Annotated in this window: 15 protein-coding genes; 10 read left to right on the top strand and 5 right to left on the bottom strand. The window is 65.1% G+C overall.

The annotated features are described in order from the left end of the window. Window position 1 precedes the first annotated feature (1 nt). Window positions 2-577, top strand: coding sequence for a TMEM165/GDT1 family protein (locus QQK25_RS06945; protein ID WP_284187283.1), 576 nt, complete (start codon window positions 2-4; stop codon window positions 575-577). Here the strand turns inward: QQK25_RS06945 and recN are convergent, their stop codons facing one another. Next, the gene (gene recN / locus QQK25_RS06940; protein WP_284187282.1) at window positions 578-2,239 is read right to left on the bottom strand and encodes a DNA repair protein RecN; all 1,662 of its coding nucleotides are present in this window, start codon (window positions 2,237-2,239) and stop codon (window positions 578-580) included. Window positions 2,240-2,268: 29 nt separating this feature from the next. Beyond that, entirely contained in the window at window positions 2,269-3,153 is an 885-nt protein-coding gene (locus QQK25_RS06935; RefSeq protein ID WP_153160506.1) for an NAD kinase, read from the bottom strand. Between the two features lie 91 nt (window positions 3,154-3,244). Between QQK25_RS06935 and hrcA the strand changes: the two genes are divergently transcribed. From hrcA to QQK25_RS06920, 3 genes are read left to right on the top strand one after another with little or no spacing between them, the layout of a single operon-like run. Further along, window positions 3,245-4,273 (top strand): heat-inducible transcriptional repressor HrcA, encoded by a 1,029-nt coding sequence (gene hrcA / locus QQK25_RS06930; protein WP_153160345.1) that lies wholly within the window; start codon window positions 3,245-3,247, stop codon window positions 4,271-4,273. Window positions 4,274-4,289: 16 nt separating this feature from the next. Continuing rightward, complete coding sequence (gene hemH, locus QQK25_RS06925; RefSeq protein ID WP_284187281.1) at window positions 4,290-5,387, top strand: ferrochelatase; 1,098 nt, start codon at window positions 4,290-4,292, stop codon at window positions 5,385-5,387. Between the two features lie 34 nt (window positions 5,388-5,421). Next, entirely contained in the window at window positions 5,422-5,766 is a 345-nt protein-coding gene (locus QQK25_RS06920) for a phage holin family protein (RefSeq protein WP_284187280.1), read from the top strand. A gap of 14 nt (window positions 5,767-5,780) precedes the next feature. On the opposite strand, the gene QQK25_RS06915 is transcribed toward QQK25_RS06920, so the two are convergent. Continuing rightward, entirely contained in the window at window positions 5,781-6,236 is a 456-nt protein-coding gene (locus tag QQK25_RS06915; protein ID WP_284187279.1) for an AP2 domain-containing protein, read from the bottom strand. 248 nt (window positions 6,237-6,484) lie between these two features. Between QQK25_RS06915 and trxC the strand changes: the two genes are divergently transcribed. Further along, window positions 6,485-6,922, top strand: a complete 438-nt coding sequence (trxC, locus tag QQK25_RS06910) for a thioredoxin TrxC (RefSeq protein WP_284187278.1) — start codon at window positions 6,485-6,487, stop codon at window positions 6,920-6,922. An 18-nt stretch (window positions 6,923-6,940) separates the two neighbouring features. On the opposite strand, the gene QQK25_RS06905 is transcribed toward trxC, so the two are convergent. Then, entirely contained in the window at window positions 6,941-8,302 is a 1,362-nt protein-coding gene (locus QQK25_RS06905) for a protein kinase domain-containing protein (RefSeq protein ID WP_284187277.1), read from the bottom strand. Window positions 8,303-8,464: 162 nt separating this feature from the next. On the opposite strand from QQK25_RS06905, the gene grpE reads away from it, so the two are divergent. The 4 genes from grpE to QQK25_RS06885 all read left to right on the top strand — a co-directional run bounded on the left by grpE (window position 8,465) and on the right by QQK25_RS06885 (window position 13,615). Further along, window positions 8,465-9,055, top strand: coding sequence for a nucleotide exchange factor GrpE (grpE, locus tag QQK25_RS06900; protein WP_284187276.1), 591 nt, complete (start codon window positions 8,465-8,467; stop codon window positions 9,053-9,055). A 92-nt stretch (window positions 9,056-9,147) separates the two neighbouring features. Beyond that, on the top strand, window positions 9,148-11,082 hold the full coding sequence (gene dnaK, locus QQK25_RS06895; protein WP_153160352.1) for a molecular chaperone DnaK: 1,935 nt from the start codon (window positions 9,148-9,150) through the stop codon (window positions 11,080-11,082). A 104-nt stretch (window positions 11,083-11,186) separates the two neighbouring features. Continuing rightward, window positions 11,187-12,317: a molecular chaperone DnaJ gene (dnaJ, locus tag QQK25_RS06890; protein ID WP_153160353.1), complete on the top strand. Its 1,131-nt coding sequence runs from the start codon at window positions 11,187-11,189 to the stop codon at window positions 12,315-12,317. 143 nt (window positions 12,318-12,460) lie between these two features. Further along, complete coding sequence (locus QQK25_RS06885; protein ID WP_284187275.1) at window positions 12,461-13,615, top strand: ABC transporter substrate-binding protein; 1,155 nt, start codon at window positions 12,461-12,463, stop codon at window positions 13,613-13,615. 67 nt (window positions 13,616-13,682) lie between these two features. Here the strand turns inward: QQK25_RS06885 and cysS are convergent, their stop codons facing one another. After that, window positions 13,683-15,068 carry a cysteine--tRNA ligase gene (cysS, locus tag QQK25_RS06880; RefSeq protein WP_284187274.1) on the bottom strand — a complete coding sequence of 462 codons (1,386 nt, stop codon included), beginning with the start codon at window positions 15,066-15,068 and terminating at the stop codon, window positions 13,683-13,685. A gap of 211 nt (window positions 15,069-15,279) precedes the next feature. Here cysS and QQK25_RS06875 point away from each other — a divergent pair. Further along, window positions 15,280-15,893: tetratricopeptide repeat protein (locus tag QQK25_RS06875; RefSeq protein WP_284187273.1), on the top strand; the 614-nt coding region annotated here is incomplete at its 3' end.

Raw genomic sequence — 15,893 nt, 5'->3', positions numbered from 1 at the left:
CGTGGACGCATTCCTGACTTCGACCGCCCTCGTCGCCCTGGCTGAAATCGGCGACAAGACCCAGCTTTTGTCTTTTGTTCTGGCGGCCCGCCTGCGCAAGCCCTGGCCGATCATCGCCGGGATCTTCGTGGCGACGATCCTCAACCACGCCCTCGCCGGCTCGGTGGGCGTATGGGTTGCCCAGTACATCCCGACCCACTGGCTGCCGTGGATCGTCGGCATCGTGTTTGTGGTGTTCGGCCTGTGGACGCTCAAGCCCGATACGCTGGATGACGACGAGGCGCCTTCCGAGATGCACCCGGCGGGCGCCTTCGTGACCACCGCCATCGCCTTCTTCATCGCCGAGATGGGCGACAAGACGCAACTCGCCACCGTCGCCCTCGCCGCCCGTTTCGATGCGCTGGCCTGGGTGGTGCTGGGCACCACGGTGGGCATGATGCTCGCCAACGTGCCGGCCGTGCTGCTAGGCGAAGGGCTGGCGAAGCGCCTGCCCCTCAAGCTGATCCGCTGGATCGCCGCCGGCGTGTTCGTGCTCACCGGCGTCGTGACCATGGCCGGCGCCGCCAGCCTGGGCTGATCAGCCGGTCAGGCCAAGCATCTCCGCGGCGTGGCTGCGGGTGGTGTCGGTGATGTTCACCCCGCCCAGCATCCGGGCGATCTCCTCGATCCGCGCCGGGTCGTCCAGCGGCGTGACCCGCGACAGGGTCTCGCCATCCCGTGTTTCCTTGGCGATGGACCACTGCCAGTTGGCCTGGGCGGCCACCTGCGGCAGGTGGGTGACGCACAGCACCTGCCGGTCGTCGCCCAGCTGACGCAGCAGCCGGCCGACGATCTCGGCCACCCGACCGCCGATCCCCACATCCACCTCATCGAAAATCAACGTCGGCGTGGCCGCGTTGCGGCTGGTGATGACCTGGATCGCCAGGCCGATCCGCGACAGCTCGCCGCCAGACGCCACCCGGGCCATCGGCCTGAGCGGCTGGCTGGCGTTGGCGGTGACGAGGAACTCGACGCTCTCCAGCCCGCTCGCGGCCCCTTCTTCGACGGGTCGCAGCGCAATCTCGAACTGGGCACCGCCCATCGCCAGCGACTGCATGGCTTCGGTAACCGCCGCCGACAACTCGGCCGCAAGCTCGCGCCGGGCTGCCGAGAGCGGCTCGGCCACGGCCAAAAACGCCGACCGGGCCGCGGCCTCTTCCCGGGCCAGGGCTTCGGGATCGGACTGGCGGACCAGCCGATCGAGCCGACCGACACTCTCGGCCAGCACTTCCGGCAGCCCTTCGGGCGCGACGCGATATTTGCGGGCCATGGCCGTGATGGCCTGGATGCGCTGGTCGATCTCGGCGAGACGATCCGGATCGAGATCGAGCCGGTCGCGGTAGCGACGCATGGCGTGGAGCGCCTCGTCGAGCTGGATGCTGGCGCTGCCGAGCAGCTCCTGCACGTCGGCAAGCTGGCCGTCGTGGCTGGCCATGTCGGCAACGCGGGAGAGCAGGCGCTCAAGCTGGGAGACCAGCGCGTACTCGCCTTCCGCCAGGCCGTCGATGACTTCGGCGCTGCCTTCGATCAGGCCGGCTGCGTGGGCCAGCCGGGCCTGCTCCTGATTGAGCTGGGCCCATTCTTCGGGCTCGAAGGCCAGCTCGCGCAGTTCCGCCACCTGCCAGCCAAGGAGCTCCCGCTCGCGCTCGGTGGAGGACGCGCCCTCCTCCGCCGCCTCCCGCGCCCGCCGCAGGGCCGACCACACGCGGTGACGCTCGGCCACCTCGGCCGCCTGGGCGACAAGGCCACCGTGGGCATCGACGAGCGCCAGCTGGGCGTCGGGCCTGAGCAGCGCATGATGGGCGTGCTGGCCGTGGATGTCGGCCAGCCATTCGCCGGCCGTCCGCAGCTGCGCCAGCACCACCGGCGAGCCGTTAAGCCACGCCTTGGAGCGGCCGCCGCTTTCGATGACGCGGCGCATCAGCAGCACGCCTTCATCGGCGTCGATCTCCTGCTCAGCCAGCCAGGCCCGCAGCGGGCCGTCGGGCGGCAGGTCGAACTCGGCGACGATCTCGGCGCGCGCCTGACCGCTGCGCACCACGCCGGCCTCGGCCTTGCCACCGAGGGCGAGGCCAAGGGCATCCAGGAGGATCGACTTGCCCGCACCGGTCTCGCCGGTAAGCGCGCCAAAGCCGGCCTCGAAGGCCAGCTCGAGCCGATCGACAATCACGAAATCGCGAATGGAAAGATGACGCAGCATGAAAAAACCGAATGGGTGAAACCGGCAGGTCAGCCGTGACGGGGCGTCGAGCTCCAGTGCAGCTTTTCGCGAAGCATCGCAAAGTAGCTGTAGCCCGGGGGATGAAGCAGGCGCACGCGATGGGGCGAGCGGGTGATCCGCACGGTGTCGCCGGCGCGGGTGTCGTAGCGGCTCTGGCCGTCGAAGTGGACGCGGGAATCGTGGGGCGGCAGCAGCACGATCTCGATGCAGCAGTGATCGGGCAACGTGATCGGCCGGGCGGTGAGCGCGTGGGGGCACATGGGCACCAGCGCAATGCCTTCGACGCTGGGGTGGAGGATCGGCCCGTTGGCCGACAGCGCGTAGGCCGTCGATCCGGTGGGGGTCGAGACGATCATGCCGTCGGAGCGCTGGGTGTAGACGAACTCGCCGTCGACACGCAGGTCGAATTCGATCATCCGGCCCAGCTCACCCTTGTTGACCACCACGTCGTTGAGGGCCACCGTATGGAACACCCGTTGCCCGCCGCGCAGCACTTCGGCGTCGAGCAGGATGCGGGATTCTTCGGTGTAGCGGCCCTGGAGGATCTCGCCGATCTTGTCGAGGGCGACCTCGCGGGAGATGTCGGTGAGAAAGCCCAGCCGGCCCTGATTGACGCCCGCCAGCGGCACGTTATAAGCAGCGAGCCGGCAGGCGCTGTTGAGCAGGGTGCCGTCACCGCCGAGCACCACGGCCAGATCCGCCCTGGCACCGATCTCGTCGTAGCTCGCCACCGTGAAACCCGCCGTGAGACCGGTGGAACTCGCGGTTCCCTGCTCGATCAACACGGCAATGCCGAGGCCGCGCAAATAATTGGCCAGCCGAAGCACCGCCTCGGCCACTTCAGGGCTCTGATACTTGCCGATCAGTGCGATAGTCTTGAACTCGCAGGTCATGCATTGATTAAACCACATTCTGCCGCGTGCTCCTGCTTCTCATGAACGCAGGCCTTCTCTTAGAATCGCCGGGAACCATCCATCTGCCGCCATGACCCGTCTCGACCAACGCTCGCAAATCCTCCTGAAGACCCTGGTGGAGCATTACATCGCCGAAGGCCAGCCCGTCGGGTCGCGGGCCCTGTCGCGCTATTCGGGCCTGCAACTGTCGCCGGCCACGGTGCGCAACGTGATGTCCGACCTGGAGGAGCTGGGCTTCATCACCAGCCCGCACACCTCCGCCGGGCGGATTCCCACGCCCCTGGGCTATCGTTTTTTTGTGGACAGCCTGCTCACCGTACAGCCCATCGGCACCGGCCAGCTCCATGAACTCCAGGGCCAGATCCAGCCCGGCGAGCCCCAGCGCGTGCTCAATGCCGCCTCCCAGCTGCTGTCGGGCCTCACCCACTTCGCCGGCGTCGTCGTCTCGCCCAAGCAGGACGTGCCGAGGATCCGCCAGATCGAGTTCGTCAGCCTGTCCGACACCCGCATCCTGCTGATCCTTGTCACCAGCGCCGGCGACGTGCAGAACCGCATCCTGTTTACCAAGCGCGCCTACAGCCCGTCGGAGCTCGTCACCGCCGCCAACTACCTCAACCAGCACTTCGCGGGCCTCGCCTTCGACGAGATCCGCACCCGCATCCAGGACGAGCTCAAGCAGCTGCGCACCGACATGACCGAGCTGATGAGCGCGGCCGTCGAAGCCGGCAGCGAGGCGCTGGAGGAAACCCGCAGCACCTACGTAATCTCGGGCGAAACCAACCTGCTCGATGCCGAGGATCTGTCGTCGAACATGGCCCGCCTGCGTGAGCTCTTCAAGCTCTTCGAGCAGAAGACCGGGCTGATGCAGCTCCTCGACATCTCCAACCGCGCCCAGGGCGTGCAGATTTTCATCGGTGGCGAGAGCGGCCTTAGCCCGCTGGACGACTGCAGCGTCGTCACCGCTCCCTACGAGGTGGACGGCCAGCTGGTCGGCTCGGTCGGCGTGATCGGCCCCACCCGGATGGCCTACGAACGGGTGATCCCGATCGTGGACGTCACCGCCCGCCTCATTTCAAGCGCCCTCTCCGGGCAAAACTGAACCTGAAAGCTCCCCGATGACCCGATTCTGGCAAGCGCCAGCGCACACCCACGGCAAGGCGCCGCGTACCGGCATCCTGCTGGTCAATCTCGGCACCCCCACCGCCCCCACGGCGGCCGCCCTGCGCCCGTATCTGCGACAGTTCCTGTCCGACCCGCGGGTCGTGGAGATCCCACGCTTCGTGTGGTGGCCGATCCTCCACGGCATCATCCTGCGCACCCGTCCGGCCAAGTCGGCCGCCAAGTACGCCAGCGTGTGGACGGACGAAGGCTCGCCCCTCAAGGCCCACACCGAGAAGCAGGCCAAGCTCCTGAAGGGCTTTTTCGCCAATGCGGGCGAGCGGGATCTCGTCGTCGAATGGGCGATGCGCTACGGCCAGCCGTCGATCCGCACCCAGCTCGACGCCATGCGCGCCGCCGGCTGCACGCGCATCCTCGTGGTGCCGCTCTACCCCCAGTACGCCGCCAGCACCACCGCCACGGTGATCGACGAGGTCGCCGACTGCCTGCGCCACTGGCGCAACCTGCCGGAAATCCGCTACGTGCGCAGCTTTCCGGGCGAGCCCACCTACATCCAGGCCCTCGCCAATTCGGTGCGCGAACACTGGAAGCGCAACGGCGAACCCGACCGGCTGGTACTCAGCTTCCACGGCACCCCCAAGCGCTCGCTCGAGCTCGGCGATCCCTATCACTGCGAATGCCTGAAGACCGCGCGCCTGCTGGGCGAAGCCCTGGCACTGCCGCCTGAGAAGCTGGTGGTGAGCTTCCAGTCGCGCTTCGGCAAGGCCGAGTGGCTGCAGCCCTACACCCAGCCTACCCTGGAGGCGATGGCGCAGGCAGGCGTCGGATCGGTGGACGTGATGTGCCCGGGTTTCGTCTCGGATTGTCTCGAGACGCTGGAAGAGATCAACATGGAATGCCGCGAGGCCTTCCTGCACGCGGGCGGCAAGCGCTTCGGATACATCCCGTGCCTGAACGAACGCGACGACTGGATCGAGGCGCTGATGGCCGTGTGCGTGCGGGAAATGGGCCACTGGCTGACGGAGCCGCAACCGGATGCGGGCACGCTCGAACGCCAGGCGCGCCTGGCACGCGACCGCGGCGCCAAGGCCTGATCAATCATCGCCCCGCCGGGGCTGGAGAGAACCAATGAAACTGATATTGCGCTGGGTGCTCAACGCGGTCGCGCTGATGCTGATCCCGGAGATCATCAGCAAGGTGCAGGTGGACAGCTACGCAGCGGCGCTGATAAGCGCGGTACTGCTGGGCTTCGTCAATGCGATCATCCGGCCGCTGCTCGTGCTGATCACCCTGCCGATCACGATCCTGACGCTGGGTCTGTTCACGCTGGTGATCAACGCGCTGATGTTCTGGAGCGTGTCCGGCCTCGTCAAGGGCTTCGTCGTGCCGGACTTTTCAACCGCTTTCTGGGGTGCGCTGGCGTACAGCCTGCTTACCTGGATGGTCAGCCTCGCCCTGGCGGACAAGGACTGACGGCATCGCAGCTTTCAGTGCGCCCCTGACGCGACCACCGGAGCCGTACGGCGCCGGGCGGCCTTGCGGCGCACCGCACCCGGGTCGAACGCACCGACCAGCTTGCCGAGCGCCGACGCCCGGGCGTCCATCGCCATCTGGAAGGCGCCATCCTCGCCGTACTTCTTGACGGAGAACTTGACCCGCTTTCGACGGCCATCCGGCAAGGGCCACGACGCCACCCAGAACCAACGCTGCTTCTCTTCGGGCAGGTCGCGGGTTTCCGAGGCGCAGTAGCGACACACGCCGACAACCCCGGAACGGTTGTTCTTCTTGACGATGTTGGAATACTCCTGCATCGACAACGGGGGGTGGGCTGCAATGATCTCGTCCCGGTATTCCTTCGCAGCCGCAAAAGAGCGCTGCTTTCCGCCAAACACGCCGTCACTGAAGTGTTTACGGTAGATCACACCGCGACGCTGGATCGTCACCAGCCAGCCGTGGGTACGGCTGGTTTCATTGTCTACCCGACTGATTCCGTATGTGCTGCCTCGGCTCACAGGCCACCTCCTCAAAGGTCCGCGACGACATCGCGCTTCAGGAGCAAATTTCGGCCCGGGCGGCCAGAACTTTAGGCGTCGATTGGCCATGGAGAAACACACCGGCAGCGGTCGCCCCCTTGAAAGCCGGCCACTTCACCCCATCTGCGCTCTTGCCACAGCTTTCCGGATGACATGCCATGAACCAGCCCATTCTCGTTCCCTGCCCCCACTGCCAAGCCGTAAACCGCGTACCGGCCGACAAGCTGGGAGACAACGGAACCTGTGGCCGCTGCAAGGGGGCGCTCTTCACCGGTGCCCCGCTGACGCTGAATGCGGCAAATTTTGCCGCCCATGCGGAAAAGGGCGATCTGCCGCTGCTGGTGGATTTCTGGGCGCCCTGGTGCGGCCCGTGCCGGAGCATGGCGCCGGCGTTCTCGGCCGCCGCAGGGCAGCTGGAACCGCGCGTAAGACTTGGCAAGGTGAATACGGAAGAGGAACAGGCGCTGGCGGCACGTTTCGGGATCCGCAGCATCCCGACGCTGGTGCTGATCCGCCACGGGCGGGAGATTGCCCGGCAGGCTGGCGCCATGGGCGCAGACGACATCCGCCGCTGGACCCTCGCCCACCTGGGCTGAGGCCCGCGGCGAGGCCGCTCAGGTGTCGACCAGCTGGAGTTCCATGCCGAAGCCGCTGGCAGTCACCTGCTCGGCCGGCACGCCGGTCTTGGAGAGTTCACGGTAGGCCGCGCCCAGCCGACGCGCCACGGTGGTGACCAGCCGGCTGCGGAAGGCATCCTGGCACTCGTCGGTGGCCAGCGACAGCGCGGCGGGGTTGATCTCGAGGTAGACCGTTTCGGTGGTCGTCACCGCGGTGTTCATGTGCTTGTGATCCTGGGCATCCAGGAAGGCGAGCTCGCCAAACACCTCGCCCGCCCCCAGCTCGTACACCCGATGGCCATCGACGGACACCTCGACCCGGCCATCGATGACGATCCCGAAACGCTGGTCGGCGTCGCCTTCGCGCAGCAGCAGGGTATGGGATTCGACCTTGCGCCAGCGCGAGATGCGGAGCATCTCCCAGATCTCCACATCCTCGAACTCGGTGAAGAAAGGCATCTTGCGCAGGGTTGCGTAGCGGGTGGTGTCCTGCTGGCTGGTCGAGTCGTCGAGGATCTTGTAGCGCACCGCCGACAGATCCTTCGCAAACTCGGCGCCGTTCTTGTAGCGGGAGTAAAGATCCTTCTCGAGGGCCTTGCGGATCACCTGATCGAGCTGTTCGGGCAGCTCCGAGTTGATCTGCGACACCAGCGGCGGCTCGGTATTGATGATCTTGTAGATGAGCTGGGCCGGGTTCTTGGCCCGGAAGGGCAGCCGGCCGGTGAGCATGTGGAACAGCACCACGCCCAGCGAGAACAGGTCGGTCTTCTGGTTGAGCGGGTAGCCCTTGATCTGCTCCGGGCTCATGTAGGCCGGCGAGCCCACGCCCATGATGAAGGTCGAATCGGCCGCGCTCTTCTTGCTCACGTTGAGCGCAAGGCCGAAGTCAGTGATCTTCACATTATCGTTGTCATCCACGAGGATGTTGGCCGGCTTGATGTCCCGGTGCACAACCCCTTGGCGGTAGGCGTAATCGAGCGCCATCGCGCACTTGAAGATCATGCCGATGGTGCGATGCAGGGGGAGCAGGCTCTGGAAGCTGCAGTACTTCTCGAGGGTCGTGCCCGGAAAGTACTCCATGACGATATAGGCGTAGTCCTTATCGACCGCCGTATCGAAGATCTTGATGATGTTGGGGTGATCCAGCCGCCGCGACACGTCCATCTCGGCGCGCAGCAGCTTGAGCAGACGCCGGTTCCACTTGGCCTCGTCCTTCGACTTATCGTCGAAACGGATCAGCTTGAGGGCGACGTTGTCCGGGTATTGGGGATGCTCGGCGAGATAGACCGTCGCCGTCGCGCCGCGCCCAACCTCCCGGATCAGCTTGTACTTGCCGATTTTATCAGGTGCTTTTTCCATACCTGCTTTACGCGAAAACATTCGTAAAGATGACCGGAGAAAACCCGGAACACTCGGATTTTACACTCCCTTTCGCTGCCAGCCGGCAACTTTGGTGACGCCCTCTTGAAATCATATTCTCCGTCCCCATTTAAAGCGAGTCAAAAAAAGGAGCCGTTACCCATGCAAGACCAGGACACCCCTCTGAGCCCCGAAGACAAGGCCGCGCCGGAGCTCGTGGAGAACGTCGCGGGCGCCGCGGATGCCGCCACTGCCAGCGCAGTCGAAGCCGCCGGCACCGACACCCTTCCCAGCCTCGCCGAGCAGCTCCGCCAGGCCGAGCTGAAAGCCGCCGAGCACCACGACGCCTGGCTGCGCGCCAAGGCCGAGACCGAAAACGTGCGCCGTCGCGCCCAGGACGACATCGCCAAGGCGAGCAAGTTTGCCGCCGACAAGTTCGCCCAGGCGATGCTGCCGGTGAAGGACAGCCTTGAAGCCGCCCTCGCCACCGAGAACGCCACCCTCGAAACCCTCAAGCAGGGCGTCGAGCTCACGCTCAAGCAGCTCGTTTCCGCCTTCCAGAGCGCCAACGTGACCGAAGTGAGCCCCCTCGGCGAGAAGTTCGACCCGAACAAGCACCAGGCCATCAGCGCCATCGAGGCCGACGGCGAACCCAACACCGTGATCAACGTGCTGCAGAAGGGCTACCTGCTCAACGAGCGCGTGATGCGTCCGGCGCTCGTTGTCGTCTCGAAAGCCAAGCCGGCCGCTTGAAAGCCGCCGCGGCATCCCCATATTCGCTAACAAGCAGCGGGCCGGCCTGACCGACCCGCCACCAGACAGCATTCAAATTCAAGGAAAAACTCATGGGCAAGATCATCGGCATCGACCTCGGCACCACCAACAGCTGCGTTTCCGTGATGGAAGGCGGCAAGCCGAAGGTCATTGAAAACTCCGAAGGTGCGCGCACCACCCCGTCCGTCGTCGCCTACGCCGACGATGGCGAGATCCTGTGCGGCGCGCCGGCCAAGCGTCAGGCCGTCACCAATGCACGCAACACCCTCTACGCGGTCAAGCGTCTGATCGGCCGCCGCTTCGAGGAAAAGGAAGTGCAGAAGGACATCGACCTGATGCCCTTCACCATCTGCAAGGCCGACAACGGCGACGCCTGGGTTGAAGTGCGTGGCAAGAAGATCGCCCCGCCGCAGGTTTCCGCCGAAGTGCTGCGCAAGATGAAGAAGACCGCCGAAGACTACCTCGGCGAAGAAGTCACCGAAGCCGTCATCACCGTGCCGGCCTACTTCAACGACAGCCAGCGCCAGGCCACCAAGGACGCCGGCCGCATCGCCGGCCTCGAAGTGAAGCGCATCATCAACGAGCCGACCGCGGCTGCGCTGGCCTTCGGCATGGACAAGAAGCCGGGCGACTCCAAGATCGCCGTGTTCGACCTTGGCGGCGGCACCTTCGACATCTCCGTGATCGAGATCGCCGACATCGACGGCGAACACCAGTTTGAAGTGCTGGCCACCAACGGCGACACCTTCCTGGGCGGCGAAGACTTCGACCAGCGCATCATCGACTACATCGTCACCGAGTTCAAAAAAGAGCAAGGCGTCGATCTCAAGAACGACGTGCTGGCCCTGCAGCGCCTGAAGGAAGCCGCCGAAAAGGCCAAGATCGAGCTGTCCTCCGGCCAGCAGACCGAAATCAACCTGCCCTACATCACCGCCGACGCCACCGGCCCGAAGCACCTGGCGCTGAAGATCACCCGCGCCAAGTTCGAGTCGCTGGTCGAAGACCTGGTCGAGCGCACCATCGAGCCCTGCCGCGTGGCCCTGAAGGACGCCGGCGTGAAGGTTTCCGACATCGACGACGTGATCCTCGTCGGCGGCCAGACCCGTATGCCGAAGGTCATCGAGAAGGTGAAGGAGTTCTTCGGCAAGGATCCGCGCCGTGACGTGAACCCCGACGAAGCCGTCGCCGTCGGCGCCTCCATCCAGGGCGGCGTGCTGCAGGGCGAAGTCAAGGACGTGCTGCTCCTCGACGTCTCCCCGCTGTCGCTGGGCATCGAAACCCTGGGCGGCGTGATGACCAAGCTGATCCAGAAGAACACCACGATCCCGACCAAGGCCTCGCAGGTCTTCTCCACCGCCGACGACAACCAGTCCGCCGTGACCATCCACGTGCTGCAGGGCGAGCGCGAGATGGCCTCCGGCAACAAGAGCCTCGGCCAGTTCAACCTGTCTGACATCCCGCCGGCGCCGCGCGGCATGCCGCAGATCGAAGTCACCTTCGACATCGACGCCAACGGCATCCTGCACGTGTCCGCCAAGGACAAGGCCACCGGCAAGGAAAACAAGATCACCATCAAGGCCAACTCCGGCCTGTCGGATGAAGAGATCCAGCGCATGGTGCGCGACGCCGAGGCCCACGCCGAGGAAGACAAGAAGGCCCACGAACTGGTCGACGCCCGCAATCAGCTTGACACCCTGGTCCATTCGGTGAAGAAGGCCCTGGCCGAGCACGGCGACAAGATCGGCGACGACAAGGCCAAGATCGAAGCCGCCATCGCCGAAGCCGAAGAAGCCATCAAGTCCGGCGACAAGGCCGCCATCGACGCCAAGAGCGAAGCCCTCGGCGCCGTCAGCCAGAAGCTCGGCGAGCACATCTACGCCCAGGCCCAGGCCGAAGCGGGTGCTGCCGGTGCGGCGGGCGGTGCTGGCGCCTCCGCCGGTGGCGCCAAGTCCAACGACCCGGACGTGGTGGATGCCGAGTTCACCGAAGTGAAGGACAAGAAGTAAGCACCACAGCTGAAAAGCTGATCTGACTGACCCGGCCGAGCCATGCCGGTGCCTCGCGCACCGCTCGGCTCGGCCTTTCCACAAGATAGCCAGAGCACCCAAAAATGGCGAAACGGGATTTATACGAAGTCCTCGGCGTCAATCGCGACGCCTCCGAGGACGAGCTGAAAAAGGCCTACCGCAAGCTGGCCATGAAGTACCACCCGGACCGCAACCCGGACAACAAGGAAGCCGAGGAGAAGTTCAAGGAGGTCAAGGAGGCCTACGAGATCCTCACCGACGCCAACAAGCGCGCCGCCTACGACCGCTACGGCCACGACGGGATCAACCCGCAGATGGGTGGTGGCGGCGGCGGTCAGGGCTTCGACGGCTTTGCCGATGCCTTCGGCGACATCTTCGGCGACATCTTCGGCGGTGGTGGCGGCGGCGGTCGCGGACGCTCCAACGTCTATCGCGGCGCCGACCTGCGCTACAACCTCGAGATCACCCTCGAAGAAGCCGCCCGCGGCGCCGAGAAGACCATCCGCATCCCGGCCCAGGAAGAATGCGGCACCTGCCATGGCAGCGGTGCCAAGCCCGGCACCCAGCCCAAGACCTGCCCCACTTGCGGCGGCGCGGGTCAGGTGCGCATCCAGCAGGGCTTCTTCTCGATCCAGCAGACCTGCCCCAAGTGCCACGGCAGCGGCCGGATCATCCCCGAGCCCTGCACCACCTGCGGCGGCGCTGGCCGCGTCAAGCGTCAGAAGACCCTGGAAGTGAAGATCCCGGCCGGTATCGACGACGGCATGCGCCTGCGTCACGGTGGTCAGGGCGAGCCGGGCGTCAATGGCGGCCCTGCCGGCGACCTGTATGTCGAGATCCACATCAAGCAGCACCCGGTCTTCCAGCGCGACGGCGACGACCTGCACTGCGAGATGCCGATCAGCTTCACCACCGCGGCGCTCGGCGGCGAGATCGAGATCCCGACCCTGGATGGCGCGGCCAACATCCGCATCCCCGCGGAAACCCAGAGCGCCAAGGTCTTCCGCCTGCGCGGCAAGGGCATCCGCAACGTACGCACTCACGCCCCGGGCGACCTGATGGTGCACGTGATCGTCGAGACGCCGGTCAAGCTCACCGATCGCCAGAAGGAGCTGCTGCGCGAGTTCGGCGAGATCGCCTCGAGCAATGCCGAACGGCACAACCCGAAGGCAAAATCCTGGATGGACAAGGTGAAGGATTTCTTCAGCAGCTGATCCGGCTGAAAATATTGCACCGCAATATCCAGAACCGCGGGCCGACGTTGCAGAACGTCGGCCCGTGTCCTTTTCCGAAACCGATTTCTTTGTCCTATACTGGCCGGCGCGCACCAACTTTTGACAGAAAATAACGACAAACCATGCTGATCAAGTCCATCAAGACAAGCCTGGCCAGCCTCTGCGCCGGACTCGCTTTCGCTGCGTCGGGCAGCGTCCTCGCCGCGGATCCCGGCATCACCGACACGACCATCACCCTCGGCATGTCGGCGCCTTTCTCAGGCCCCAACGGCGCTTACGGCAAGGAAATGAAGGAAGGCGCCCTCGCCTACTTCGCCCAGCTCAACGCCAATGGCGGGATCAACGGCAAGAAGGTCGAACTGGTCACCCTCGACGACGGCTACGAAACCGAGCGGACCGTCGCCAACACCCGCAAGCTCATCAACGAACACAAGGTGTTCGCGCTGATGGCTTTTTACGGTTCATCGCCCACCACCGAGGCGATGAAGGTCTTTTCCGAAGCCAAAGTACCCCTTCTGGGTACCATCAGCGGCGCCGGCAGCCTGCGCTCGCCAGTCAATCGCTACATGTTCCACCTGCGCGCCAGCTACGCCGATGAAACCGAGGCCATCGTCAATCACCTGGTTGGCCTGGGCATCACCAACATCGCGGTCTTCTACCAGAACGACGGATTCGGCAAGTCGGGCAAGGACGGCGTCGTGGCAGCGCTCGCCCACCACAAGCTGAAGCCGGTGGCCGAGGGTTCGGTGGAACGCAATTCCCTGCAGGTCGAAAACGCCGTTGCCCAGATCGCCAAGGCCAATCCCCAGGCGGTGATCATGGTCACGCTCTACAAGCCCACCGCCGAGTTCATCCGGCAGATGCGCAAGGCCGGCCAGATTCCCCAGTTCTCGACCCTCTCGCCCATCGGCGCCGATCTGCTGGTCGGCGAAATGGGCGCCAAGGATGCCCACGGCGTCGGCATCTCCCAGGTCATGCCCTACCCCTGGAACGACACCCAGCCAGTCGCCAAGGAATACCACAAGGCCATTCAGGCCTTCGCCAAGCACAGCAACTACAGCTATTACGGCATCGAGGGCTTCATCAACGCCAAGCTGATCGCCGAAGCCATGAAGAAGGCCGGCCGCGACCTCAGCCGCGAGAAGCTCGTCAATACCCTCGAGAGCACGCCCTTCGACCTGGGCGGCTACAAGGTGAGCTATTCGGCGAGCAACCACAACGGCTCGCGCTTCGTGGATCTCACCGTGCTCGGACGGGACGGGCGCGTGCTGCGCTGAACGCTCACGCCTCCGCCATGAAAAAGGGCGCCTCGCGGCGCCCTTTGTCTTGCAACCGAAACGCCGGTCAGGCGCGGCGCCAGATCGTGCCCTGAGGGCTGTCTTCCAAGGCGATGCCTTCGGCCAGCAGTTCGGCACGGATGCGGTCGGCCTCGGCGAAGTTCTTCGCCTTCTTGGCTGCGATCCGCGCTTCGATGCGCGCCTCAATGGCGGCCACGTCGTCGCTGCCCGCGGCATCGACACCGCCCTGCAGGAAGGCCGACGGGTCCTGCTCCAGCAGGCCGAGCACGCCCCCCAGCGCCTTGAGCTGCGCCGCAGCTTCGGCCGACTGGCTGCGATTGACCTCGTTGGCCAGATCGAAGAGCACTGCGATCGCCTCGGCGGTATTGAAGTCGTCGTCCATCGCCAGCTTGAAACGGGCCGGCAGCGGCGCGGACCAGTCGATCGCACCGGCATCCGCCGCCGGCACGTTGCGCAGCGCGGTGTAAAGCCGCGAAAGCGCCTGGCGCGCATCGACCAGATGGGCGTCGGAATAGTTGAGCGGGCTGCGGTAATGGGCGCGCAGGATGAAGAATCGCACCACCTCCGGCGCGTACTCCTTCAGCACGTCGCGGATGGTGAAGAAGTTGCCGAGGCTCTTCGACATCTTCTCGTCGTCCACCCGCACGAAACCGTTGTGCATCCAGTAATTGACGAAGCTGCACTGGTGCGCGCCCTCGCTCTGGGCGATCTCGTTCTCGTGGTGCGGAAACTGCAGATCCGCCCCGCCGCCGTGGATGTCGAAGTGATTGCCGAGGAGTTCGGAACTCATCGCCGAGCACTCGATGTGCCAGCCCGGACGGCCCGGGCCCCAGGGCGAGGCCCACTTCACCTCGTCCGGCTCTTCGGGGCGGGCGTGCTTCCAGAGCACGAAATCGAGCGGATCGTGCTTGCCACCGGCCACCTCGACGCGCTCGCCGGCGCGCAACTCATCCAGCGACTTGCCCGACAGCTTGCCGTAGCCCTCGAACTTGCGCACCGCGTAACACATGTCTTCATTGGTGGCCTTGTAGGCGAGGCCGTTGTCCACCAGATTACCGATCAGCTTCTGCATCGGCTCGACGAACTCCGTCGCCCGCGGCTCGTGATCGGGACGCAGCACGCCGAGGGCGTCGGCGTCTTCATGCATGGCGGCGATGAAGCGATCGGTGAGCGCACGGATGCTCTCGCCGTTTTCCTGGGCGCGCTTGATGATTTTGTCGTCGATGTCGGTGATGTTCCGGACATACGTGACGTTATAGCTGCTGGCCCGAAGCCATCGCGCAACCATGTCGAAAACCACCATGACCCGCGCGTGTCCGAGGTGACAGTAGTCATAGACCGTCATGCCGCAGACGTACATGCGTACCTTGCCAGGTTCGATGGGGCTGAACTGCTCCTTTTTGCGCGAAAGGGAGTTATGAATTTTCAACATGAGAAAGACCGCAATGAAACCGAGTGAAAGAAGGGAAAAACGCAGGATCTTGCCGGGAGAGAGCCAGTCCGGGCAGACGGAAGGCCCGGGCGGCAGAGAATCGGGAAGCGCTCATGGCCGGCGACTGCGCTTCTTGATAAAATGGCTGGCTTGTAGCAACCCGACCAACACGCCATTTCGCGCGCCCGCGTATGCCGGCGGATCATATCACATGTCAAAACGTGCTCTCGCCGCCTCCCTGCTCCTCGCCAGCCTGCTCTGTGGGCCGGTCAGGGCGGATTCCCTGCAGGATCTGCAAACCCTCGTCAAACAGGGGCAGCTTACCCAGGCCCTCGAAAAAGCCGATCAACTCCTCGCCGCCAAGCCGCGGGATGCGCAGGTGCGCTTCCTGAAGGGCGTCGTTCTGTCCGAACTCAACCGCGGCAGCGAAGCCGTCACTGTGTTCCAGAAGCTGACCGAGGACTACCCGGAGCTTCCCGAGCCCTACAACAACCTCGCCGTGCTCTACGCCCAGCAGCGCCAGTACGACAAGGCCCGCAACGCGCTGGAGATGGCGATCCGCACCCATCCCAGCTACGCCACCGCCCACGAGAACCTCGGCGACATCTACGCCCGTCTGGCCAGCCAGGCCTACGACAAGGCCCTCGCCCTCGATTCCTCCAACGTGGTCGCCCAGAACAAGCTGGCGATGATCCGCGAGATGATGAGCGTCACCGGCAAGACGACCCGCCCGGCCGCGCCTGCTGCAGCCGCGCCGGCCGCCAAGCCGGCGGTGGTCGCTGCTGCACCCGCCGCTGCGCCGGCGCCTGTGGCACCCGCGGCCAA

Origin of the sequence: Zoogloea oryzae (assembly GCF_030161255.1) — a bacterium.
Taxonomy (GTDB): Bacteria; Pseudomonadota; Gammaproteobacteria; order Burkholderiales; family Rhodocyclaceae; genus Zoogloea; species Zoogloea oryzae.
Note: the sequence above shows the minus strand (reverse complement) of the source record. Positions and strands in the feature narration are given on the sequence as shown.